Consider the following 21116-nt stretch of genomic DNA (forward strand, 5'->3'; position numbering starts at 1 on the left):
GTCAGCGGCCGTTCTCGGTGGCGATGCGCTCGTGGTGGTGGATGACCTCGGCGATGATGAAGTTCAGGAACTTCTCCGCGAACGCGGGGTCGAGGTGGCTCTCCTCGGCGAGGGCCCGGAGGCGCTGGATCTGCTCCTGCTCGCGCGCCGGGTCCGCGGGCGGGAGGCCGTGGGCGGCCTTCAGCGCGCCGACCTGCTGCGTGAACTTGAAGCGCTCGGCGAGCATGTGGATGACCGCGGCATCGATGTTGTCGATGCTCTGCCGGATGCTCGTCAACCGCGCGATCGCGTCCGCCGTCTCCTCGTTCTCAGCCATGGTTCGACCCTAGTGCGTCACAGGGTCGGAGCCGTCTCTGCGAGCACGCGCCGGAGTACCGGTCGCGTCGTCCTGAGGGTGAGCGCCACCAGGCCGATGCCGGCTGCGAGGCAGCCCACCACCACGAGCATCGTCAGCGGCGAGAGGAGCAGGCTGAGTCCCGCCAGCGGGAACACCACGACCGCCGCCGTCAGAGCCGACACCACGGTGGTGAAGGTGAGCGGCGCGAGCACGGCGCGACGGCGTGCAGCATCCATCTCGACGGGCGGCATCCCGAGCCGGTCGAGGCTGACGTAGAGGTCGCGGCGGTCGAGCACGGCCGCGGCCTGGTTGACCCCCGCCGAGCAGGCGACCATCAGGAAGGACGCGACGACCGTGATCACGATGCCGGTGCTGATGTCCGCGACCAGCATCGCGGTCTGCGGGTCGGACGATTCGCCCGCGGCCACTCCGAGCAGGGCGACCCCGACACCGGCGAAGACCGCCATGAAGCTCGTCATCGCCACCCCGGACACCTGGCGCCAGGCGGCCTTCGGCGACTCGAGGATGCTGCGGGCCGCCAGCAGCGCGCGGACCGTCTTCGCACGCTTCGCCTGGCCGGAGGCGAACAGCCGGATGGCCCACGGCCCGACGAGGTTCAGCACCCCGACGGCCGCCCCGAACCCGATGCCGAGAATGAGGATGACCGCGATCGCGCTGCCCGCCGCCTGCACCAGGTTCATCGCGACGAAGACGACGCCGACCACGGCGAGCCCGACCAGGATGCGCACCCAGTGCATCCGGGGCGCCTGATCGCGGGTGCGCACGCCGAGCGGCGAGAGGACGACGCGCCGCAGACCGAGGGACGCGCTCACGGCCGCGAGCACGGCGACGCCGAGCACCGCGAGGGCGATCCAGCCGGCGCCGAGCAGCACCGATCCGCCGAGCAGCTCGCCGCGGAACGGGATCAGGCCGACGAGCGGCACCGCCAGGAGGTAGAGCACGACGCCGGCGAGCGCGCCGGTCAGCGCGAGAGCGGTCGACTCCAGCACCGTGAGCGCGGCGACGGTGCCGGGCGTCGCGCCCAGGAGCCGCAGCCCCGCGAGGCGATCGTCGCGGCGCCGAGCGGAGAGACGGGCGGCCGAACCGCCGAGCGCGGCCAGCGGCACGACAAGCAGGGCGAGGGCGATGACGGCGAGGATCTGGTAGAGGAACGCCGTCTCCCCCGTCCACGAGAAGAAGGCCTGCGCGCCTCCCGCCACGATAAGCAGCAGCGCCGTCGCCACGGCGAACGCGACGACGGGGAGCACGATCGTCGAGCGGTCGGCCGCGCCACGGCGCGCGAACAGCCAGGCCAGCCGCAGGACGACGACGGGACGCGGGGCGCGCGCCCCTGCGATGCCGGAGAGCGCGCCGGGGGCGGCGCCCGGGACGGGCACGGCGGACGACGCGGCGTTCACCGGGTCACCGCCTCGTCGACGATGCGGCCGTCGGCCAGGCGCACGACGCGGGCGCAGCGGGCGGCGACGTCCTCGTCGTGCGTGACGACGACGAGCGAGCGGCCGCGGCCCGTGGTGGAGGCGATCAGCGCATCCATCACCTCCGCCGAGGTGTGCGAGTCGAGCGCGCCCGTCGGCTCGTCGGCGAAGACGACGGCCGCGCCGGTCACCTGGGCGCGGGCGATCGCGACGCGCTGGGCCTGCCCGCCGGAGAGCTGGCCGATGCGCCGCTGCTCGAAACCGGCGAGCCCGAGGGCAGCCAGCCAGGAGGCGGCGTTCTGCTCGGCGGCGGTGCGCGGGATGCCGGAGAGCATCAGCGGAAGCGCCACGTTCTCGACCGCGGTCAGCTCGGGCAGCAGCAGGCGCTGCTGGAAGACGAACCCGAACGCCTCCCGGCGCAGTCGCGAGCGCTCGGACTCGCCGAGCGCGGTGACGTCGACAGGCCCGGCCGCGGTGGCGAGACCGACGCTTCCCGCCTCGGGCCGGACGATGCCGGCGAGGCAGTGCAGGAGCGTCGTCTTCCCGGAGCCCGACGCGCCCATGATCGCGACCGACTCGCCGGGGGCGACGCGGAAGTCGACGCCGGCGAGGGCGATCGCGGCGCCGTAGGACTTGTGGAGAGCCGAGGCCCACAGGGCGGGCGGGGCGGGAGGCGTTGTGGTCATGCATCCAGCCTGTCCGGCCGCCTTGGGGGGCACATCCGCCGGGAGGGTCATCCTGGGCGCGCTGCGTCATCCGCGCGATGTCATGCCCGGGTACGACACGGGCTTGCGCGATGCGAAGGTCCTCGCCGTCACGCCCGAGGGCGAGCGCGCGGCCGTCGCGGCCATCGCCTCTGTCGAGCAGGCCGACCGCTAGCGCGTCCCGGCCGCGCCGCTCCCGCCTCCCTCACCATCCGTCCCGGATTTCTTCCCGCGACACGCCGCGTCTGAGCGTGCACAACTCCGGAGCGGATGGCGGGGAACGCGGGCCTGTGCGGGTGGCGCGCCCTGTCGATACGGTGGAGGGCATGAGCGAGACCTTCCTGACCGCACCCGTCGACGACCGCTCCGCCCGCGACCTGGCCGCATCCGGCCTCCGCCTCGCGCTGGTGGACACCGCCGACAGCGCCGCGTTCGACGCGTGGATCGCCGCCGACTTCCGCGGCTTCCACAGCGAGCGCCCGACGCCGGAGGTGCTGGAGGAGGCGCGCGGCTTCCTCGCCGACCGGCGGACGACGGCGGTCTACGACGATCCCGCGACCTCGCCGGTGGGCACGGTGAACTCGTGGGTCGCGCCGCTGACGGTGCCGGGCGGGGAGCAGGTGGGCGCGTGGGCGATCAGCTCCGTGACCGTCGCACCGACGCACCGCCGCCGCGGGATCGCCACCGCCCTGCTCGGGTCAGAGCTGCGCACGGCGGACCGGCTGGGTGTGCCGCTCGCGATTCTGACCGTGTCGGAGTCGGTGATCTACGGACGCTGGGGCTTCGGCCCGGCGACGTTCGCCGGCGAGTGGCGCGTCGACACCAAGCGCGTCCGCTGGGCCGGGGCGGACACCCCCGGCCGGCTCGCGTTCACCGAGCCGGACGAGTACCGCGCGACCGCGACGGCGGTCCTGGATCGCGTGATGGCCGGGCGACCGGGCGAGATCGCGCTGAGCCCGTACCTGGCCGAGCGCCTGATCGGGCCGCTCAAGGGCAGCGAGGACCCCAACCGCTACCGCCTCGTCCGCTACGACTCGGTCGACGGCGAGCCGGAGGGCTTCGTCAGCTACATCGTGAAGGGGAACGACGACTTCACCAAGCACTCGGTCGAGGTGGTATACCTCGCCGCAGCGACGGACGCGGCGCTGCTCGCGCTCTGGCGGTTCCTGCTGGAGCTGGACCTCGTCGCCGAGGTCCGCGCCTACACTCGCGGCGTCGACGAGCCGCTGCCCGCGCTCGTCTCCGACGTGCGCGGCGCGAAGCTCGCGAGCGTCGAGGACCACCTCTGGGTGCGCATCCTGGATGTGCCCGCCGCCCTCACCGCCCGGCGTTACGAGCGCGACGGCGAGCTCGTGCTCGACGTGATCGACGACCTCGGCTTCGCAGCCGGCCGGTTCCGGCTGCGGGTGGCCGACGGCGCGGCGACCGTGGAGGCGACGGATGCGGAGGCCGACGTCAGCCTCCCCATCGCCTCGCTCGGAAGCGTGTACCTCGGGCACGCCACCGCGCCCGGCCTTGCGCTGGCCGGCCGGATCACCGGCGACGCCGACGCTCTCGACCGCCTCTTCCGCACCGCGACCCCGCCCCGGCTCAGCACCTGGTTCTGAGCGGGAAGCGCTCAGTCGATCAGGTCGTGGCGCACGACGATCTCGTCGCGCGCGGGGCCGACGCCGATCGCCGAGATGCGAGCACCGGACATCCCCTCGAGGGCGAGCACGTAGTCCTGCGCGTTCTTCGGGAGGTCCTCGAACGTGCGGGCGCCGCTGATGTCCTCGGTCCAGCCGGGGAACTCCTCGTAGATCGGGGTGGCGTGATGGAAGTCGCTCTGCGAGGCGGGCACCTCGTCGTGGCGCACGCCGTCCACGTCGTACGCGACGCAGACCGGGATGCGCTCGATGCCGGTCAGCGTGTCCAGCTTCGTGAGCACGAAGTCGGTCACGCCGTTGATGCGTGCCGTGTAGCGGGCGACCGGGGCGTCGTACCAGCCGGTGCGGCGCGGACGGCCCGTGGTGGTGCCGAACTCGAAGCCGCGCTCGCGCAGGAAGTCGCCCCACTCGTCGAACAGCTCGGTCGGGAACGGACCGGCGCCGACGCGGGTCGTGTACGCCTTGACGATGCCGATCACCCGGTCGATACGGTTCGGGCCGATGCCCGACCCCGTGGCCGCGCCGCCCGCGGTGGAGCTGGAGGACGTGACGAACGGGTACGTGCCGTGGTCCACATCCAGCATGGTCGCCTGGCCGCCCTCGAACAGCACGTACTTGCCGTCCTGCAGCGCCTCGTGCAGCAGCAGCGAGGAGTCGACCACCATCGGGCGCAGCCGCTCTGCGTAGCTCAGCAGGTCGTCGACGATCTCGTCGACGCCGATCGCGCGGCGGTTGTAGACCTTCACCAGCAGGTGGTTCTTCTGGTCGAGGGCGCCCTCGACCTTCTGGCGCAGGATGTTCTCGTCGAAGAGGTCCTGGATGCGGATGCCGACGCGGTTGATCTTGTCCGCGTAGGTCGGTCCGATTCCGCGTCCGGTGGTGCCGATCTGGCGCTTGCCGAGGAAGCGCTCGGTCACCTTGTCGATGGTCCGGTGGTACTGCGTGATGACGTGCGCGTTGGAGCTGACCTTGAGGCGGGAGACGTCCACACCCCGAGCGATCAGACCGTCCAGCTCCTGGAAGAGCACCTCGAGGTCGACCACGACGCCGTTCGCGATGACCGGCACGACGCCGTCGGTCAGGATGCCGGACGGCAGCAGGTGCAGCGCGTACTTCTCGTTTCCGACGACCACCGTGTGGCCGGCGTTGTTGCCGCCGTTGAACTTGACGACGTAGTCGATGCGGCTGCCGAGGAGGTCGGTGGCTTTTCCTTTGCCTTCGTCGCCCCACTGGGCGCCGATGATCACGATCGCGGGCACGTTTTCGGTCCTCTCGATGGATGGATCGCGCCGGCGCCACGCGGACGACCGTCGCACTCGATCCTATCGCGACCCGTTCGGGGGTTTCCCGGGCGGGCCGATGACCGAGCTTCCACGCACGCGGAAGCCCTAGGCGCTCAAACGGTGGCGCTCGACGTATTCGTCGATCGCTGCCCGAATCACGTCCGACGTGGATTTGCTGCGCGTCTCCACCCTCAGCCGCTCGAGATCCCGCTTTCGTGCCGCCGAGATCCGCACCTGGATCATCGGCGATGCTGTGCCCTTTTCGCCCTCCGAGTCGACCCGGGGGCGCCCGACCCGTCGCTCGACTGCCTCGGGGCTGCCGAGCGCCTCAAGCAGGAGCTGCTCGCCCAGCGCTGCCGCATCGGCGCCGTGCGCGCTCTCACCCGTCTCGCTGACGCCGTCGGCGCGTTCCTCGATCGAAGCCATCGCCTCGTACCGCCGCTGCTCCTTCTTCGAGAGGGTCATCCCTTCTCCTCCTCCATCTGCCGCCGATAGTACGAGCCCAGGGGCATGGCGTGAAACACGACGAACCCGCCGGCAACCATCTCGATCAGCACCTCGATCAATCTGTCGGTTTGCGCGTGCTCCGGTCCGACGAACACCCGACGTGGACGGTCCGGCAGTCCCGAGTCGGTCACCTTGACCCGGGTGCTCGTATAGACGGCGTTGCGGATCGCGTGCAGCGCGTCGCGTTCCTCGATGCCGTGCTTGTGGGCACTGTCGGTGAAGTCGATCCCCATTACGCAATGCTAGGGCGAACCTACTCTTTTGCACGACAAAATGCAAGCCTTCGACTCCGCTACCAACGACTCCACTAAGTTGCACAGTAGTGTGCAAGAAGAGTAGACTGACGGCATGTCCGCAGCCCCTTCCACCCGCGCTCCCCGGCGTGACGCCACCGCGAACAGGGAGGCGATCCTCGCAGCGGCAGCGGCAGCGCTCAACGAGGACATCGACACCTCCCTCGAAGCGATCGCCGCCCGCGCCGGGCTCAGCCGCCGCGCGGTGTACGGCCACTTCGCGTCCCGCGACGACTTGCTGATCGACGTGTTCACGCGGGGCGCCGCCCGCCTCGCGGCACTGCTCGACCCGGTCTCGCATCCCGATGCGCGCGTCGAGATCGCGCTCTTCGGCGCGACCCTCTGGGCCGAGGTCGAGCACATCAGGGTCAGCGCGGCGCTCGCCGTCCGCGGCCCGCACCGCGAGCTGGTCGGCACCGCGCTCGACCCCGCGCGCGAGCGGCTGCGCACCACCGTCCAGCGCGGGATGGCCGACGGCACGATCCGCACGGACCTGGACAGGGAAACCGTCACCCGCCTGATCGAGAATGCCGCGGTCTCGGTGCTGGACGAGGCGACGCGGGCGCAGCTCTCGCCCGCGACCGGTCACCGGCTGGTGATGCTGGCCGGGCTCTCCGCCGCCGGCCTCGGCTGGCGCGAGGCCGGCGAACTGATCGACGCGACGCCCGAGCTGGCGTTCGGAGAGGTGCAGAACCGATGAGGATCGTGCTGGATTCCGTGGCGAAGGGTGCGCGCAACGCGGCCCTCCCGCCGACGACCGCCGCGTTCCAGAGCGGTCAGGCCGCGCTCGCGCGCGCCGAGACCGAGCAGCGGCCGACCGTTCTCGGGTTGATCGCCTCCGGCCGGATGCGGCCGGACGCCGGCGTCGTCACGATCGACGGCGAGACCGACTACTCCGCGATGCGCAAGCGGATCGCCCTCATCGACGCCCCCGACGTCTGCGAGCCCGCGCCCGATGTCACGGTGGCGGGCATCGTCGCGGAGGAGCTCATGTTCGCCGGGCGCGCCTCCAACCCCATCGCGGTCGGCCGCCGGCTCACCGAGCTCGGCGCCGCCGAGTACTCGCGGTGGGCGATCGGCACGGTTCCGCCGACGGTCCGCATCCGGCTGTTCAGCGAGCTCGCCCTGATGCGGAAGGGCGTGGAGGGACTCGTCATCGTCTCCCCCGACCGTCACGGCGGCGACCCGGTCGAGTGGTGGCGATTCGCCCGCGAGCTCGCGGGCCGCGGCATCGCCGTGCTGGTCGTCGCGGGCGATGCGTCCGCGGCCGCCATCGCCGCAGCATCCCTCGTCGAGCGGCTCGACGAGACAAACCCCCAGACATTCGACGAGGACCCGGGCCGGGACGACACCGACGATCTCCCGGACCTGATCGTGGAGAAGGCATGAAGATCCCCCAGATGATCGCGGCGGAGTTCCGCCGCCTGACCGCCAGCCCCATGTCCATCGTGGCGCTGATCGCCCTGATGTGCGTGCCCGTGCTCTACGGCGGCCTGTACCTGTGGGCGAACCAGAACCCGTACGCGAACCTCGACCGCATCCCCGCGGCCATCGTGGTGGACGATACCGGCGCGGACGTCGACGGCAAGACCGTCAACTACGGCGACCAGGTGGCCGACCAGCTGATCGAGGACGGCTCCTTCCAGTGGCATCGCGTCGCCGCCGGCTCCGCCACGAGCGGCGTCGACGACTCGAAGTACGACTTCAGCATCACCTTCCCGTCCGACTTCTCGTCGGCGCTGGCCTCCGCCTCCGGGAAGAGCCCGCACCGCGCCGTCGTGACGCTGACCACCAACGACACCAACAGCTACCTCGCCTCGACGATCGGCACGCAGGCCGCGGAGAAGATCCGCACCTCCATCGTCAAGCAGGTGAACGAGGAGGCCGCGCAGCAGTTCCTGGTCGGGCTAGCCGACATCCGGTCCAACCTCGTGAAGGCCGTGGACGGCGCCGACAAGCTCGTCGACGGCGCGGCGTCGGCGCAGTCCGGCGCGTCCCAGCTCGCCGACGGCATCGCGAGCGCGCAGACCGGCGCGACCCAGCTCGCGGACGGTAACGCCCAGCTCGCCAGCGGCTCCCAGCAGCTGGCGAGCAAGCTCGGCGAGCTCTCCGCGGGCGCGCAGCAGGTGAGCGACGGGGCGGCGAAGGTCGCCGCCGGGAACGACCAGCTCGCCGGCAAGGCGAACGAGGCGGGTTACGCGGCGGCGAAGCTGGCGGCGGACGCCCCCGCCGCGGGCCAGAAGCTGATCGACGATCTGAAGGCGCGCGGCGACGTCGACCCGACGGTCATCGACCGCGTCCAGGCCGCCGTCACGGACATCGACACGGTCGTCCAGAAGGGCAACGGCGACATCCAGACGGCGGTCGGCCAGGTGAATCAGCTCGCCGCCGGCGCCGATCAGGTGGCCTCCGGCGCCGCTCAGGTCGCCGACGGATCGCAGCAGGCGCAGTCCGGCGCCTCCCAGCTCGCCTCCGGCGCCGCGACGGCCGCGACCGGCTCCGCCCAGCTGCGGGACGGCCTCGGCACTCTGCACGACGGCAGCACGAAGCTGCGCGACGGCCTCACGACGCTGCACGACGGCACGGCGCAGCTCCGCGACGGGCTCACGGACGGCGTCGCGAAGATCCCCGACAACTCCCCCGCGCTGCAGAAGAAGCAGGCGTCGACCATCGCCGACCCGGTGAACCTGAAGAACGACTCCATCACGTCGGCGGGCACCTACGGCGCCGGCCTCGCGCCGTTCTTCGTGGCCCTCGCCGGCTGGATCGGCATCTACGCGCTCTTCCTGATCGTGAAGCCGGTGTCCCGCCGCGCCATCACCGCGCTGCACTCGCCGGTGAAGATCACGCTCGCCGGCTGGCTGACCCCTGGCCTGCTCGGCGCGGTCCAGATGATCGGCCTGTTCGCGATCGTCTCCGGCGCGCTCGGCTTCGGCATCCACAACCCGCTCGGGATGTACGGGCTGATGGCGCTGGCGTCGGTGACGTTCGCGGCGATCATCCTCGCGCTGAACGTCTGGCTCGGCAGCGTCGGGCAGTTCCTCGGGCTCGTGCTCATGGTGCTGCAGCTGGTGACCGCGGGCGGCACGTTCCCCTGGCAGACGCTGCCGGGACCGCTGGCGTCGCTGCACCACGTGCTGCCGATGTCGTACGCGGTCGACGGCATCCGACAGCTCATGTACGGCGGCAACCCGGCAACGGCCTGGGCGGACGCGGGCGTGCTTGCGCTGTGGATGCTGATCGCACTCCTCGTGGCGGCGATCGGGGTGACGCGGATGACGCACTTCCGCACCCTCCGCGACCTGCGCCCGTCCCTGATCGGCTGACCCGCATCCCGCCCCGCGGGTACGCAGAAGGTCGCGCGAAACATGCGAGTACGCGGATCGTCCGCGTACTCGCATGACGGGGGCTGACGCTAGGCTCGCGGCGTGACCGACCGGCTGAACATCCTGCACCTCAGCGACACGCACCTGTATGGCGATGGCCGGCTGCACTACGGCATCGTCGACACCCTCGCCGCCCTGGACCGCGTGCTCGCCCGCGCCGCCACGCTCGAGGCGGTCGACGTTGTCGTCGCCTCGGGCGACCTGTCGGACGACGGAAGCGCCGCCTCCTACCGCCTGCTCGCCGGACGGCTGGAGCCGTGGGCGGCAGAGCGGGGCGCCCGGGTCGTCTACGCGATGGGCAACCACGACCTGCCAGGCGGCTTCGAGGACGTGCTCGGCGCGCGCGAGACGGTCACGCCGGTCGGCGGGTTCCGCATCCTCACCGTCGACAGCACCGTCGCGGCGGCCGGCTGGGGCCGGGTGGACGCCGGCGCGCTTCAACGGCTGCGGGACGAGCTCGCGACGCCGAGCGAGCACGGCAGCATCGTCGTGCTGCACCACCCGCCGGTGCCCCCGACGACCGGACTCTTCGAGACGCTGCGGCTGGTCGATCCCGAGCCGCTGATCGACGTCTGCTCGGCGGGGGATGTGCGGCTCATCCTCGCCGGTCACTACCACCACGCCCTCGTCACGGCGGCGGGTCCCCGCGACATCCCCGTCGTCGTCGCTCCCGCCGTCGCCAACACCACGGACGTGCTCTGGCCGGCGCCGCGCGAGCGCGCCGTCCGCGGCTCCGGGTTCGCCGTCGTGCAGCTGCCGGTGGCCGGCGTCGCCCGGGTGCACGTCGTCACGGCGCCATCGCCCGACGACGGCGAGACGGTCTACGACCTGGACGCGGAGGCGGTGGCGCGCATCGCCGCCGACTCCGGCTGGCACGGCCGGCCGTGAGCACCGCGGCCGGCTACTCGGGCACCCCGCTCTGGAAGAAGCTGGGGCTGAAGCCCGGGATGCGCGCGCAGCTGCTGCACGCGGAGCCGGGGTGGGCGGTGCCGCTCGACACCGACGCGCCGCAGGTGGAGTGGCTCCCGCCCGGCTCCGCCGAACCCGTCGGGCTGGTGCTGGCCTTCTACCGCGGCGCCGCGGACTACCTGGCGGAGCTCGACGCGCTCGCTGCGCGCATCCACCCCGACGGGATGCTGTGGGCGGCGTGGCCCCGCAAGGCGGCCGGTCACGTCTCCGACCTGGACGAGAACCTGATCCGCGACCCCGCCCTCGCCCGCGGCCTCGTGGACGTGAAGGTCGCCGCCATCTCGACCGACTGGTCCGGCCTCAAGCTCGTCGTGCGCCGCACCAACCGCTGACCCCGCGACCCGCGCCGGCCGCCGAGCACAGGGAAAATGCTCGATTCCGGCCGAGATCGCGACACATTTCCTGTGCTCGGCGGCCCGGCGGCGGCCCGGCGGCGGTCAGAACTGGACGTGCTGGAGGATCCAGGCGTGCATGGCGACGGCCGCGGCGGCGGAGGCGTTGATCGAGCGCGTCGAGCCGAACTGCGAGATCTCGACGACCGCGTCCGCCGCGGCGATGGCATCCTCCGACAGCCCCGGCCCCTCCTGACCGAACAGCAGGACGCACGCGCGCGGCAGCGCGAACGTCTCGATCAGCACCGAGCCGGGCACATTGTCCACCGCGATGATCGGCAGCCCCTCGCCACGCGCCCACGCGACGAACGCGGCGACGTCGTCGTGGTGCCGGATGTGCTGGTAGCGGTCGGTCACCATGGCGCCGCGTTTGTTCCAGCGCCGCCGCCCGATGATGTGCACGGTGTCCGCCGCGAACGCGTTCGCGCTGCGCACGATGGACCCGATGTTCATGTCGTGCTGCCAGTTCTCGATCGCCACGTGGAACGGGTGCCGGTGCTCGTCGAGGTCGGCGACGATCGCCTCCATCCGCCAGTACCGGTAGCGGTCGATGACGTTGCGGGTGTCGCCGTCGCGCAGCAGGTCGGGGTCGTAGTGGGGCTCCCGCGGCCACTCCCCCGGCCACGGTCCGACTCCATGGGTCGTCAGCTCCGGGGACGGCGCGGGAGAGGGCTGCGGGGAGTCTGACGTCACCGATCCAGGGTAGCCGCGGCGCACCGGGGGCTCCCAGCCGTCGCTGACAGGGTGGTGCCGTGAGGGGTGGGACGGGGGCAGCGCGCTGGACGATCGCCGGGTCGGCTGCGGCCGGCGTCGTCGTCGTGATCGCGGTCGTCGCGGCGCTCATCCTGTCGGGGACCCTGTGGCCGAACCGCGTCTTCGCGGCCGGGTATCCGGTGCGCGGCGTCGACGTCTCCAGCTATCAGGGGCGGATCGACTGGCCGGTGCTGTCGAAGCAGGGCATCGACTTCGCGATCATCAAGGCGACGGAGGGCTCCGGCGACGCCGACGAGCGCTTCGCCGCCAACTGGGCGGGCGCTCGCGCCAGCGGCCTCGTCGTCGGCGCCTACCACTTCCTCAGCTTCGACAGTCCAGGGCGGACGCAGGCGGCGAACGTGTTCCGCACGGTCCCGGCGACGCCCGGCGCGCTGCCGCCGACCGTGGACGTGGAGTTCTACGGCGACTACTTCGCGCATCCGCCGTCGCGGGAGAAGGTGCGCAGCATCCTCGACCCGCTGCTCGCGGCGCTCCGGGAGCACTACGGCCGCCCCGCCATCCTGTACGCGACCGGCGACGCGTACGACCGCTACCTGAAGGACGCGTACCCCGAGAACCCGATCTGGTTCCGGTCCGTCGCGCTGCCGCCTTCCCTCCCCGACGGCCGGTCGTGGACGTTCTGGCAGTTCTCCGACAGGGAGCGACTCCCCGGCTACAGCGGCGACGAGGCGTACGTCGATCTGAACGCCTTCGTGGGATCCCGCAGGCAACTGGAGGCGCTCGGCCAACCCTCTGGGCAATAAGCTGGTGGCGTCACATCCAACGGACTCTCCCACGGAAGGGGTGCGCGTGGCGCGACGCGACGAGATCGAATGCTGGCTCACCGACATGGACGGCGTGCTCGTCCACGAGAACCAGGCGCTTCCCGGCGCGTCCGAGCTGATCCAGCAGTGGCGGGATCAGGGCACGCCCTTCCTGGTGCTGACCAACAACTCGATCTACACGCCGCGCGATCTGGCCGCACGGCTGCGCGCCTCCGGGCTGGACGTCCCCGAGGAGTCGATCTGGACGTCCGCGCTCGCGACCGCCGACTTCCTGAAGTCGCAGGCGCCGGGCGGCAGCGCCTACGTGATCGGCGAGGCAGGCCTGACGACGGCGCTGCACGAGGCCGGCTTCATCATGACCGACACGAACCCGGACTACGTGGTCGTCGGTGAGACCCGCAGCTACTCCTTCGACGCCATCACGAAGGCGATCCGCCTGATCGGCGCCGGCGCCCGGTTCATCTCGACGAACCCGGACGCCACCGGGCCGAGCGCCGAGGGTCCGCTGCCCGCCACCGGCGCGGTGACCGCCATGATCACCAAAGCGACGGGCGGCATGGAGCCGTACGTGGTCGGCAAGCCGAACCCGATGATGTTCCGCTCCGCCCTCAACCGGATCGGCGCGCACTCGGAGAACACGGCGATGATCGGCGACCGGATGGACACGGACGTCGTCGCGGGCATCGAGGCCGGCCTGCACACCATCCTGGTGCTCACGGGCATCAGCGATCAGGCGGAGATCGACCGGTACCCGTTCCGTCCCGACGAGATCCTCTCCGGCGTGCACGAGCTCGTCGCCCGCGAGCCCATCGAGACGGAGCTCTAGCCGCTCCGCCCGCGCCCTAGCCGCTCCTTGCCGAGGGGCACGTTGTTGTCGGTTTCAACGCGCGAAAGCGACAACACGGTGCCCTTCGGCGAAAGGTTGGACGCGCGTCAGCCGGTGGGGCCGGGGCCGGCGACGGAGGTCGTCATCGGCTCACCGCCCGCGCGGCTGGCGAAGCAGTAGTACGAGCGCTGCCCGGCCTTCCACTGCGCCTCGTTCGCCGGGAACGTGCCCTGCACCTGCAGGTCCGCGTACTGGGCAGCGGCACCGAGGTCGATGACGCCGGTCGCGGTGCAGAGCCCGTTGATCTGCTGCGCAAGGGCGTCCGCGCCGGGGTAGGGCGCGGCGATGTCGGCCGAGATCAGGTTCGTGTAGACCATCTGCGCCGAGTGCGCCGTCGCGCAGTCGACGACGGCGAACGTCTCCGCCCACGGCGACGCGTACGGCTGGATGCACTCCCCGCCGCCGAGAGCGTTCCACGGGTGCTCGCCCGGACCGACGGCGGCGGCCGGCTTCGGCGTGACCGTCGGAGTCGGCGTCGGCGTGGGGGTCGGCGTCGGCGTGGGGGTCGGCGTCGGAGTCGGCTTCGCCGACGCGGCCGACGCGGACGGCTTCGGGGTGGCGTTCCCGCCCGCGAGGATCGAGGGGATGCGCGTACCGAGTGCGAACAGACCGATCAGGACGAGGATCACAGCGAGGGCTCCCGCCGCGAGCAGCAGCATGCGGTTGCGGCGCGGATCGCCGGGGCGGCCTCCCGCTGGCGCGGGCGCGCCGGTGGGCGGAGGCGCCGGCGGCGTGGGGGTCGCCGGAGCGGCGGGGGTCGCGGCGGGGGCCGGGGCCGCGGCCGTGGGAGCGGCCGGGGTCGCCGGCGCGAATGCGGGGGCTGCGGGAGCGGGCGCGGGAGCGGGCGCAGGGGCCGCCTGCTCGACGACGGCCGACGTCTCGACCGGCATGGTCGCAGGCGGGGTGGAGCCCAGCTGCGGACCCTCGGCGCCGGCGTCGCCCTCGAAGGCGAGCTCGGGGAAGAGGATGGTGTCGATCGCCGCTGTGGCGATGGGCGCCTCCGGCACGGGCGGCGTCTCTGGCGCTTCCGGCTCTGGCTCGTCCTCGTCGGCCTCGTGCACGTCCGCCACGTCCCCGAACAGCGCGGCGAGGCCGTCCTCCGGCTCGGCGTCCTCGTCAGCGGCAGCCTCGGGCTCGGGCGCCGGGGCGGGCGCGGCCGCGCCGTCCGCCGCCGCCGCCACGCTGGCGGCATCGAACGCGCTGGTGGCCGGCGAGGGCGGAGCGCCGAGCGCGATCTCGGTCTCCGCGGCGGTGGGCTCCGCGGGCGGCGCGGTCTCGACGACCTCCTGCGGGTCTCCGGTGCGCTCCTCCAGCAGCGAACGCATCTCGGCGGCGTCCAGCTTCATGGTGGGCGCGCCGTCGTCGGTCCGGGGCGCCGTCGGCGGTTCCTCAGCATCGGACGGCGGCGGGATGAAGGCTCCCGCGGCGAGCGGCGGAGTGAGCGGTGCCGCGGGCGGGATGGCGGCCGGTGCGGCGGGCGGGATGTACGCGCCGGCCGACGGGGGGATCGGTGCGGGCGTCACTGGGGCCGCCGGCTCGGTGGCCCGCGGCTCGGCGGCGGGCGGCACCTCGGCGGCGGGCGGCACCTCCGCGGCAGGCGGGACCTCGGCGGCGGGCGGGACCTCGGCGGCGGGCGGCACCTCGGCCGCAGGCGGCTCCGTGCGCGGCAGGACGACGTCGGCGGGCAGCGGGATGATCCCGGTGGTGTCGCCCATCAGCCAGTGCGCAGGCGACGGCTCGGCCGGCTCCGGCTGGTGGCCGCCGAGCAGCGCGGCGAGTCCGTGGCCCTGCAGCGGGCCGGTCGTGGCCGGCGGTTCCGCGGCCGCGTCCGGACGCTCGTCCGGTTGTTGCCGGATGGGCGGCTGCGACCCGGCGTCCTGGCTGGACCACTCGGGCGGATGCGGCATCCGCAGCGCCTCGAAGAAGCTGGGCGGCTCGAACGACGCCCGCTCCTCCGGGCGCTCGGACGCGGGCGGCTCGTCGGCCGCCGCAGGTTCGGCCGATGCGGGCGGCTCGGCAGGCTGCTCCGGCGCCCTGGCCGGGGTGGGCGCCGGCGCGCCCGCCTCTCCGGGCAGCGACGCGTGCCGCGGGACGGGCGTCCCGTCCGCCGGCGGGAGCGGGATGGCCGGCGGTGTGAACAGCGGAGGCTCCGGCATGGCCGGCACAGCAGCGGGCGGCACGACGGCAGCGGGCGGCACGACGCCAGCGGGCAGCACGACGCCAGCGGGCGGCACGACGCCAGGGGGCGGGACGACCGCATCCGGCGGGAGCAGCTCCTCGTCCACCGGCTCGAGCACGGTCCCGACCGGGCCTTCGATCTCGTCGGAGCCGCTGTCCACGAACTCGCCGTCCGCGAACCCCGGCGCCTCGGCGGCCGGGTCGTCCGCGGGCTCGTCGTCCTGGGTCTTCGAAACGAGGTTCCACGAGAAGCCGCTCGGGGCGGGTGCCGGCTCCGCGGCCGGCTCCTCCTCCGGCGCCTTCAGCAGCTCCTCGAAGCCGTCATCGGCACCGGCGGGGCTCGCCGCGCCGCGTCCCCCGGTCAGCTGCTGCAGCAGCCAGTCCGAGCTCCCGAACTCCGGCTCGTCGGCCGCCGCAGGACCGGTCCCATCCTCGACCGCGTCCGGCGCGCGCCCGTCCGCGGCGTCGCCCTCGGGAGCGTCACCGTGCGCGGGATCGCGGGGGTCGCGGTCGTCGGTCACTAGTCCAGTCCCAGGTCCGTGAGCCCGATCGCGGCGAAGTAGGGGTAGCCGGCGCCCTCGATGACCTCGCGCGCGCCGGTGTTGCGGTCGACCACGACGGCGACGCCCGCGATCTCGGCCCCGACCTTCTTCAGCGCCTCGATGGCCTTCAGCGGCGAGCCGCCGGTGGTCGAGGTGTCCTCCAGCACGATCACGCGCTTGCCCTCGAGGTCCGGGCCCTCGACCTGCTTGCCGCGGCCATGGTCCTTCGGCTCCTTGCGCACGACGAACGCGTCGTAGGCGAGGCCGCGGGCCGCGCCTTGGTGCAGGATCGCCGCCGCGACGGGGTCGGCGCCCATCGTCATACCGCCGACCGCGACGACGTCGGGGACGTCCGCGATCAGGTCGATCATCACCTGGCCGATGAGGGGCGCGACGCGGTGGTCGAGGCTCACCTTGCGCAGGTCGACGTAGTAGGTCGCCTTCTTGCCGCTTGTCAGCGTGAAGTCGCCGTGGAACACGGCCTCGGCCGAGATGTAGTCGATGAGCTGCTGTCGTGCGTCGGTCACGTCTGAGATTGTACGGGTCGGGGCCCCGCCGACGCTGGCCGACGCCCGCCGGACGGGGCCGTCGGCGGCGCCTTATACGATCGGGACATGCGCATCGCCACCTGGAATGTGAACTCCATCCGCACCCGAGTCGCCCGCGTTGTGGACTGGATGGTCCGCGAGGACGTGGATGTGCTGGCCATGCAGGAGATCAAGTGCAAGCCGGAGCAGTTCCCCTTCGAGGCGTTCGAGAAGGCGGGCTACGAGGTGGTGCTGCACGGCCTGAACCAGTGGAACGGCGTCGCGATCGCCGCCCGCCTGCCCATCGAGGACGTGGAGATCGGCTTCCCCGATATGCCGGGCTTCCTGAAGGGCCACGGGGGGCCCGACCTGCCCAAGGAGGCGCGCGCGATCGGCGCGACGGTCGAGGGCGTTCGGGTCTGGAGCCTGTACGTGCCGAACGGCCGCGCGCTCGACGACCCGCACTACGTCTACAAGCTGGACTGGCTGGCCGCGCTGCTCGAGGACACGCGCCGCTGGCTGGCCGAGAACCCCGAGCGGCCGCTCGCTCTGATGGGCGACTGGAACGTCGCGCCGCTCGACTCCGACGTCGGCGACCCGAGCCTCGTCCCCGGCGTCTCCACTCACATCTCGCCGCCGGAGCGCACCGCGTTCGCCGCGTTCGAGCAGGCCGGGCTGACCGACGTGGTGCGGCCGATCGTGCCCGACGGCTACACCTACTGGGACTACAAGCAGCTGCGCTTCCCGCGCAACGAGGGCCTGCGCATCGACTTCATCCTGGGCTCCCCGGCGTTCTCGGACCGGGTCGTGGATGCGAGCATCCACCGCAACGAGCGCAAGGGCGAGGCCCCGAGCGACCACGTCCCCGTGCTCGTCGAGCTGTCCGAGGCGGCGGCCGAGGAGGACGACGACGACCGCCCGATGATCTGGTGACGCACTGAGGCGAGCGCAAGCGTTCGTTACGGAACGTTTCATCGTGTCCGCACGGGTGTGATCCCCTTCGGTAGCGTCGGAGCACCATGACCGCCGCCACGTCTGCGTACCCCGTCGAGTTCTCCGGGGTCGGGCGCGCCTTCGCGGCGCCGCGGCGGCGCGGTGCGACCCCGCCGGTGCGGCAGGTACTGCGGGACGTCTCGCTCCGCGTCGACGCCGGTGAGGTCGTCGCGATCCTGGGCGCGAGCGGCTGCGGCAAGTCGACGCTGCTGCGCATCGCCGGCGGGCTCGACTCCCCGACCTCCGGAGCGGCGCTCATCGACGGCTCGGCCGTCAGCGGCATCGACCCGCGCTGCGCGGTCGGCTTCCAGGAGCCGCGACTGCTGCCCTGGCGATCGCTCTCCGACAACGTCGCCCTCGGGCTCCTGCGCGGTGTCGAGCGCTCGGAGGGGAAGGCGCGCGTCGCCCGGCTGCTCGACCTGGTCGGCCTGTCCGCATCCGCTGCTCTGCGGCCGCGCGAGGTCTCCGGAGGGATGGCGCAGCGCGCGTCCCTCGCCCGTGCCCTCGCCCGGAACCCCGGCGTGCTGCTGCTCGACGAGCCCTTCGGCGCACTGGATGCGCTCACCCGGCTGCGGATGCAGGACCTGCTCCTCGAGGTGCACGCCGCCGCCCCCACCACGATCCTCCTCGTCACGCACGACGTCGACGAGGCCCTCCAGCTCGCCGATCGCATCATCCTGCTCGGCGCCGAGGAGGGACGAGAGGGCGCGACCATCCGCCGCGTCATCGCCGTTCCCGGAGACCGCCCGCGCGATCGCGGCTCCGCGGAACTCGCAGAACTGCGCGCCGAGCTGCTCGACGGCCTCGGCATCGATCGCCACGGCAACGCCCATTCCTCCACAGCACCAGCACGTTCAGCCTGATCCACAGATTTCGGCTGCCGGCCCGATACGTCCCGGCATCCGGCGATGCTCGGTTTCACAGCACGAGCCGAGCGATCCCGCGTCACCGACCCCACCAGAGAGGCATCATGCGCCGCACACCCACCATCGTCACCGCTCTCGCGGCCGCGGCCGCCGCCGCGAGCCTGCTTCTCACCGGCTGCGTCGCCGGCGAGGGATCCGCCGCGGGCTCCACGAGCTCGTCCGGCGTCACCAAGGGCGGCACGCTCAACATCGACTTCGCCACCTACAACCCGCTCAGCCTGGTCATCAAGAAGCAGGGCTGGCTCGAGAAGGCGCTGAAGAAGCAGGACATCACGGTCAACTGGGTGCAGTCGGCCGGTTCCAACAAAGCCAACGAGGCGCTGCGCTCCGGCGCGATCGACGTCGGCTCCACGGCCGGCTCGGCCGCCCTGCTGAACCGGTCCAACGGGTCCGCCATCAAGGTGATCGACATCGCCTCGCAGCCCGAGTGGTCCGCGATCGTCGTCGGCCCGAACTCCCCGATCACGTCCGTCGCGCAGCTGAAGGGCAAGCAGATCGCAGCCACCAAGGGCACCGATCCCTACTTCTTCCTCCTGCAGTCGCTCGAGGCGAACGGGCTCTCGGCGAGCGACGTCACGATCCAGAACCTGCAGCACGCCGACGGCTGGGCCGCTCTGCAGAACGGGTCGGTCGACGCATGGAGCGGCCTCGACCCGATCATGGCCAACGCCGAGAAGTCGGGCGCGAAGCTCATCTACCGCAACGTCGCCTTCAACACGTACGACGTGGTCGCGGCCACTGAGTCCTTCCTCTCCTCCAAGCCCGACGTCGCCCAGACCGTCGTGAACGCGTACGAGCACGCCCGGGAGTGGGCGCAGAAGCACCCCGACGAGACGGCGAAGATCCTCTCCGACGTCGCCGGCATCGACCCCGCGGTCGCGAGCTCCGTCATCAGCGAGCGCACCAACCTCGACGTCTCGCCGCTGCCCGGGGATGCGCAGCTGAAGGTGCTCACCAAGGTGGGCCCGATCTTCGTGCAGTCCGGCGACGTGAAGTCGCAGTCGGACATCGACAAGGCCCTCGACAGCCTCCTCGACCCGGACCTCGTGAAGAAGGCCGACCCGAGCGCCATCGGGAACTGACGACACCATGTCCTACCAGAACGCACCGGAGGGCGACGGTCCGCTGATCGTCGTCGGCGGCCCCGGCGGGAAGTCCGGCTCGGTGACCTCGGTCGCCCGGGAGACCCCGCGCGATCCGGCCGAGCCCGTCGTCTCCGAGACCGGAGCGGGCGGCGCGGTGGTGCGCACGCCGTTCCTGTCGCGGCGGTGGGTGCGGATCGTCGGCGGCCTCCTGCTGCCGGCCCTGCTGCTGCTCGCGTGGCAGCTCGCCTCCACCTCCGGTGCGTTCACCTCGTCGCAGCTGCCGTCGCCGGCGATGGTCGTCGATGCGGCCGTCGACCTGGCGCAGCGCGGCCTGCTCGGCCTGTACATCGCGATCTCGACGCAGCGGGTGCTGGTCGGCTTCGCCGTCGGCGCCGCCCTCGGGCTCCTGTTCGGAGCGGTCGTCGGCCTGTCGCGCCTCGCCGACATCCTGCTCAGCTCGACGCTCGCCGCCGTGCGCGCGGTCCCGTCGCTCGCGTGGGTGCCGCTGCTGATCCTGTGGTTCAAGATCGGCGAGGACTCCAAGATCATCCTCATCGCGATCGGCTCGTTCTTCCCCGTCTACACGACGGTCGCCGCGTCGCTGAAGCACGTCGACCGGAACCTCGTCGAGGCGGGACGCGCGTTCGGTCTCGGCGGTGTGCGGCTGTTCACCACGGTGCAGCTGCCGTCCGTGCTGCCGTCCGTCATCTCCGGTCTGCGCCTCGCGCTCGCCCAGGCGTGGCTGTTCCTGGTCGCCGCCGAGCTGATCGCCTCCTCGATGGGCCTCGGCTTCCTGCTCAGCGACTCGCAGAACAATGGCCGCACCGACCGCCTGTTCCTGGCGATCATCCTGCTCGCCGTGCTCGGCAAGCTGACGGACTCGATCGTCGGCGCGTTCGAGAAGTGGGCCGGACGCCGCTGGGGCTAGGCGGGCTGGAGGGCTCCCCGCCCGATGAGGGGTGGATCCACCGATGCGCGGAGGACGCGTCGGGCGTAGACCGGGCGCATGGTCCAGATCACGAATTCCATCGACATCCAGGCGCCGGCCGCGCGGGTCTACGCGGCCCTCCGCGCCCTCGACGCCTACCCCGCGTGGCTCCGGCACTCCGCGGTCTACCGCGGCACGCGCGCGCCGGCCGGGCCGCCCGCGGCCGGCGTCGCCTACGTCGACTCGACAACGGTCGGCCGGATGCGCGGCGAGCTGCTGGAGGATGTGCCTGGCCGCTCGCTCCGCTTCCACCAGGCGAAGCCATCCGGCACCCTCGACGCGCTCATCCGGTACGACCTCGCCGCGACGGCCGACGGCGGCGGTACGCGCGTGACGCGGGTCGGCGACCTCACGACGCGCGGGATGCTGCGCGCCGCGCAGCCCGTGCTCGTGCGCATGGCGGCGGCGGAGAGCCGGCGCACCATGACCGCCCTGAAACGACACGTCGAAGCCGGGCGCTGAGGTCCCAACCACGCCGTCCCCCGGTTGTCCACCCCTGC

General features: G+C 72.3%; 22 protein-coding genes. 13 read left to right on the top strand and 9 right to left on the bottom strand.

The window, feature by feature from the left end:
- Window position 1: 1 nt before the first annotated feature.
- Genes AAME72_RS05235 through AAME72_RS05245 form a run of 3 tightly spaced genes read right to left on the bottom strand, consistent with a single transcriptional unit; the run spans window position 2 to window position 2459 of the window.
- Window positions 2-316 (bottom strand): chorismate mutase, encoded by a 315-nt coding sequence (locus AAME72_RS05235; RefSeq protein ID WP_348789183.1) that lies wholly within the window; start codon window positions 314-316, stop codon window positions 2-4.
- Window positions 317-333: 17 nt separating this feature from the next.
- Window positions 334-1755, bottom strand: coding sequence for a permease (locus AAME72_RS05240; RefSeq protein ID WP_348789184.1), 1422 nt, complete (start codon window positions 1753-1755; stop codon window positions 334-336).
- Window positions 1752-2459, bottom strand: a complete 708-nt coding sequence (locus AAME72_RS05245) for an ABC transporter ATP-binding protein (RefSeq protein ID WP_348789185.1) — start codon at window positions 2457-2459, stop codon at window positions 1752-1754. The genes AAME72_RS05240 and AAME72_RS05245 overlap by 4 nt, the downstream gene beginning before the upstream one ends.
- A 344-nt stretch (window positions 2460-2803) precedes the next feature.
- Between AAME72_RS05245 and AAME72_RS05250 the strand changes: the two genes are divergently transcribed.
- Window positions 2804-4084 (top strand): GNAT family N-acetyltransferase, encoded by a 1281-nt coding sequence (locus AAME72_RS05250; protein ID WP_348789186.1) that lies wholly within the window; start codon window positions 2804-2806, stop codon window positions 4082-4084.
- A gap of 11 nt (window positions 4085-4095) precedes the next feature.
- On the opposite strand, the gene AAME72_RS05255 is transcribed toward AAME72_RS05250, so the two are convergent.
- The 3 genes from AAME72_RS05255 to AAME72_RS05265 all read right to left on the bottom strand — a co-directional run bounded on the left by AAME72_RS05255 (window position 4096) and on the right by AAME72_RS05265 (window position 6146).
- Entirely contained in the window at window positions 4096-5382 is a 1287-nt protein-coding gene (locus tag AAME72_RS05255) for an adenylosuccinate synthase (RefSeq protein ID WP_348789187.1), read from the bottom strand.
- 129 nt (window positions 5383-5511) lie between these two features.
- Window positions 5512-5871: a hypothetical protein gene (locus AAME72_RS05260; protein ID WP_348789188.1), complete on the bottom strand. Its 360-nt coding sequence runs from the start codon at window positions 5869-5871 to the stop codon at window positions 5512-5514.
- Window positions 5868-6146 (bottom strand): hypothetical protein, encoded by a 279-nt coding sequence (locus AAME72_RS05265; protein WP_348789189.1) that lies wholly within the window; start codon window positions 6144-6146, stop codon window positions 5868-5870. Before AAME72_RS05265 ends, AAME72_RS05260 begins: the two co-directional genes overlap by 4 nt.
- A 115-nt stretch (window positions 6147-6261) precedes the next feature.
- On the opposite strand from AAME72_RS05265, the gene AAME72_RS05270 reads away from it, so the two are divergent.
- The 5 genes from AAME72_RS05270 to AAME72_RS05290 all read left to right on the top strand — a co-directional run bounded on the left by AAME72_RS05270 (window position 6262) and on the right by AAME72_RS05290 (window position 10893).
- Window positions 6262-6906 carry a TetR/AcrR family transcriptional regulator gene (locus AAME72_RS05270; protein WP_348789190.1) on the top strand — a complete coding sequence of 215 codons (645 nt, stop codon included), beginning with the start codon at window positions 6262-6264 and terminating at the stop codon, window positions 6904-6906.
- Window positions 6903-7595, top strand: a complete 693-nt coding sequence (locus AAME72_RS05275; protein ID WP_348789191.1) for a hypothetical protein — start codon at window positions 6903-6905, stop codon at window positions 7593-7595. Before AAME72_RS05270 ends, AAME72_RS05275 begins: the two co-directional genes overlap by 4 nt.
- Window positions 7592-9532, top strand: coding sequence for a YhgE/Pip domain-containing protein (locus AAME72_RS05280; protein ID WP_348789192.1), 1941 nt, complete (start codon window positions 7592-7594; stop codon window positions 9530-9532). Before AAME72_RS05275 ends, AAME72_RS05280 begins: the two co-directional genes overlap by 4 nt.
- 102 nt (window positions 9533-9634) lie before the next feature.
- A complete protein-coding gene (locus AAME72_RS05285; protein WP_348789193.1) occupies window positions 9635-10480 on the top strand; it encodes a metallophosphoesterase in 846 nt (281 codons plus the stop codon).
- The gene (locus tag AAME72_RS05290; protein WP_348789194.1) at window positions 10477-10893 is read left to right on the top strand and encodes a DUF3052 domain-containing protein; all 417 of its coding nucleotides are present in this window, start codon (window positions 10477-10479) and stop codon (window positions 10891-10893) included. Before AAME72_RS05285 ends, AAME72_RS05290 begins: the two co-directional genes overlap by 4 nt.
- A gap of 105 nt (window positions 10894-10998) precedes the next feature.
- Here AAME72_RS05290 and AAME72_RS05295 read toward each other — a convergent pair whose 3' ends face one another.
- A complete protein-coding gene (locus tag AAME72_RS05295) occupies window positions 10999-11646 on the bottom strand; it encodes a TrmH family RNA methyltransferase (protein ID WP_348789195.1) in 648 nt (215 codons plus the stop codon).
- A 59-nt stretch (window positions 11647-11705) separates the two neighbouring features.
- Here AAME72_RS05295 and AAME72_RS05300 point away from each other — a divergent pair, with 59 nt between their 5' ends.
- On the top strand, window positions 11706-12470 hold the full coding sequence (locus AAME72_RS05300) for a GH25 family lysozyme (RefSeq protein ID WP_348789196.1): 765 nt from the start codon (window positions 11706-11708) through the stop codon (window positions 12468-12470).
- 46 nt (window positions 12471-12516) lie between these two features.
- Window positions 12517-13317 (top strand): HAD-IIA family hydrolase, encoded by an 801-nt coding sequence (locus AAME72_RS05305; RefSeq protein ID WP_348789197.1) that lies wholly within the window; start codon window positions 12517-12519, stop codon window positions 13315-13317.
- A 107-nt stretch (window positions 13318-13424) separates the two neighbouring features.
- Here the strand turns inward: AAME72_RS05305 and AAME72_RS05310 are convergent, their stop codons facing one another.
- The gene (locus AAME72_RS05310; RefSeq protein ID WP_348789198.1) at window positions 13425-16076 is read right to left on the bottom strand and encodes a septum formation family protein; all 2652 of its coding nucleotides are present in this window, start codon (window positions 16074-16076) and stop codon (window positions 13425-13427) included.
- Window positions 16076-16624 (bottom strand): orotate phosphoribosyltransferase, encoded by a 549-nt coding sequence (gene pyrE, locus AAME72_RS05315; RefSeq protein ID WP_314149226.1) that lies wholly within the window; start codon window positions 16622-16624, stop codon window positions 16076-16078. Before pyrE ends, AAME72_RS05310 begins: the two co-directional genes overlap by 1 nt.
- Before the next feature lie 87 nt (window positions 16625-16711).
- Here pyrE and AAME72_RS05320 point away from each other — a divergent pair, with 87 nt between their 5' ends.
- From AAME72_RS05320 to AAME72_RS05340, 5 genes are all read left to right on the top strand, one after another.
- Window positions 16712-17557 carry an exodeoxyribonuclease III gene (locus AAME72_RS05320; protein ID WP_348789199.1) on the top strand — a complete coding sequence of 282 codons (846 nt, stop codon included), beginning with the start codon at window positions 16712-16714 and terminating at the stop codon, window positions 17555-17557.
- A gap of 86 nt (window positions 17558-17643) precedes the next feature.
- Window positions 17644-18480: an ABC transporter ATP-binding protein gene (locus AAME72_RS05325; RefSeq protein ID WP_348789200.1), complete on the top strand. Its 837-nt coding sequence runs from the start codon at window positions 17644-17646 to the stop codon at window positions 18478-18480.
- Window positions 18481-18587: 107 nt separating this feature from the next.
- Window positions 18588-19625, top strand: a complete 1038-nt coding sequence (locus AAME72_RS05330; RefSeq protein ID WP_348789201.1) for an aliphatic sulfonate ABC transporter substrate-binding protein — start codon at window positions 18588-18590, stop codon at window positions 19623-19625.
- A 7-nt stretch (window positions 19626-19632) separates the two neighbouring features.
- A complete protein-coding gene (locus AAME72_RS05335; RefSeq protein ID WP_348789202.1) occupies window positions 19633-20556 on the top strand; it encodes an ABC transporter permease in 924 nt (307 codons plus the stop codon).
- Window positions 20557-20634: 78 nt separating this feature from the next.
- Complete coding sequence (locus AAME72_RS05340; protein ID WP_348789203.1) at window positions 20635-21078, top strand: SRPBCC family protein; 444 nt, start codon at window positions 20635-20637, stop codon at window positions 21076-21078.
- Window positions 21079-21116: the final 38 nt, after the last annotated feature.

The sequence above is a fragment of the Leifsonia sp. NPDC080035 genome (assembly GCF_040050925.1).
Lineage (GTDB): Bacteria > Actinomycetota > Actinomycetes > Actinomycetales > Microbacteriaceae > Leifsonia.

Bases quoted from the DNA above. Each gene is read 5' to 3' on its own strand.
- AAME72_RS05235 (WP_348789183.1), bottom strand. From the start codon at position 316: ATGGCTGAGAACGAGGAGACGGCGGACGCGATCGCGCGGTTGACGAGC.
- AAME72_RS05245 (WP_348789185.1), bottom strand. From the start codon at position 2,459: ATGACCACAACGCCTCCCGCCCCGCCCGCCCTGTGGGCCTCGGCTCTC.
- AAME72_RS05250 (WP_348789186.1), top strand. From the start codon at position 2,804: ATGAGCGAGACCTTCCTGACCGCACCCGTCGACGACCGCTCCGCCCGC.
- AAME72_RS05260 (WP_348789188.1), bottom strand. From the start codon at position 5,871: ATGACCCTCTCGAAGAAGGAGCAGCGGCGGTACGAGGCGATGGCTTCG.
- AAME72_RS05265 (WP_348789189.1), bottom strand. From the start codon at position 6,146: ATGGGGATCGACTTCACCGACAGTGCCCACAAGCACGGCATCGAGGAA.
- AAME72_RS05270 (WP_348789190.1), top strand. From the start codon at position 6,262: ATGTCCGCAGCCCCTTCCACCCGCGCTCCCCGGCGTGACGCCACCGCG.
- AAME72_RS05275 (WP_348789191.1), top strand. From the start codon at position 6,903: ATGAGGATCGTGCTGGATTCCGTGGCGAAGGGTGCGCGCAACGCGGCC.
- AAME72_RS05280 (WP_348789192.1), top strand. From the start codon at position 7,592: ATGAAGATCCCCCAGATGATCGCGGCGGAGTTCCGCCGCCTGACCGCC.
- AAME72_RS05320 (WP_348789199.1), top strand. From the start codon at position 16,712: ATGCGCATCGCCACCTGGAATGTGAACTCCATCCGCACCCGAGTCGCC.
- AAME72_RS05325 (WP_348789200.1), top strand. From the start codon at position 17,644: ATGACCGCCGCCACGTCTGCGTACCCCGTCGAGTTCTCCGGGGTCGGG.
- AAME72_RS05330 (WP_348789201.1), top strand. From the start codon at position 18,588: ATGCGCCGCACACCCACCATCGTCACCGCTCTCGCGGCCGCGGCCGCC.
- AAME72_RS05335 (WP_348789202.1), top strand. From the start codon at position 19,633: ATGTCCTACCAGAACGCACCGGAGGGCGACGGTCCGCTGATCGTCGTC.
- AAME72_RS05340 (WP_348789203.1), top strand. From the start codon at position 20,635: ATGGTCCAGATCACGAATTCCATCGACATCCAGGCGCCGGCCGCGCGG.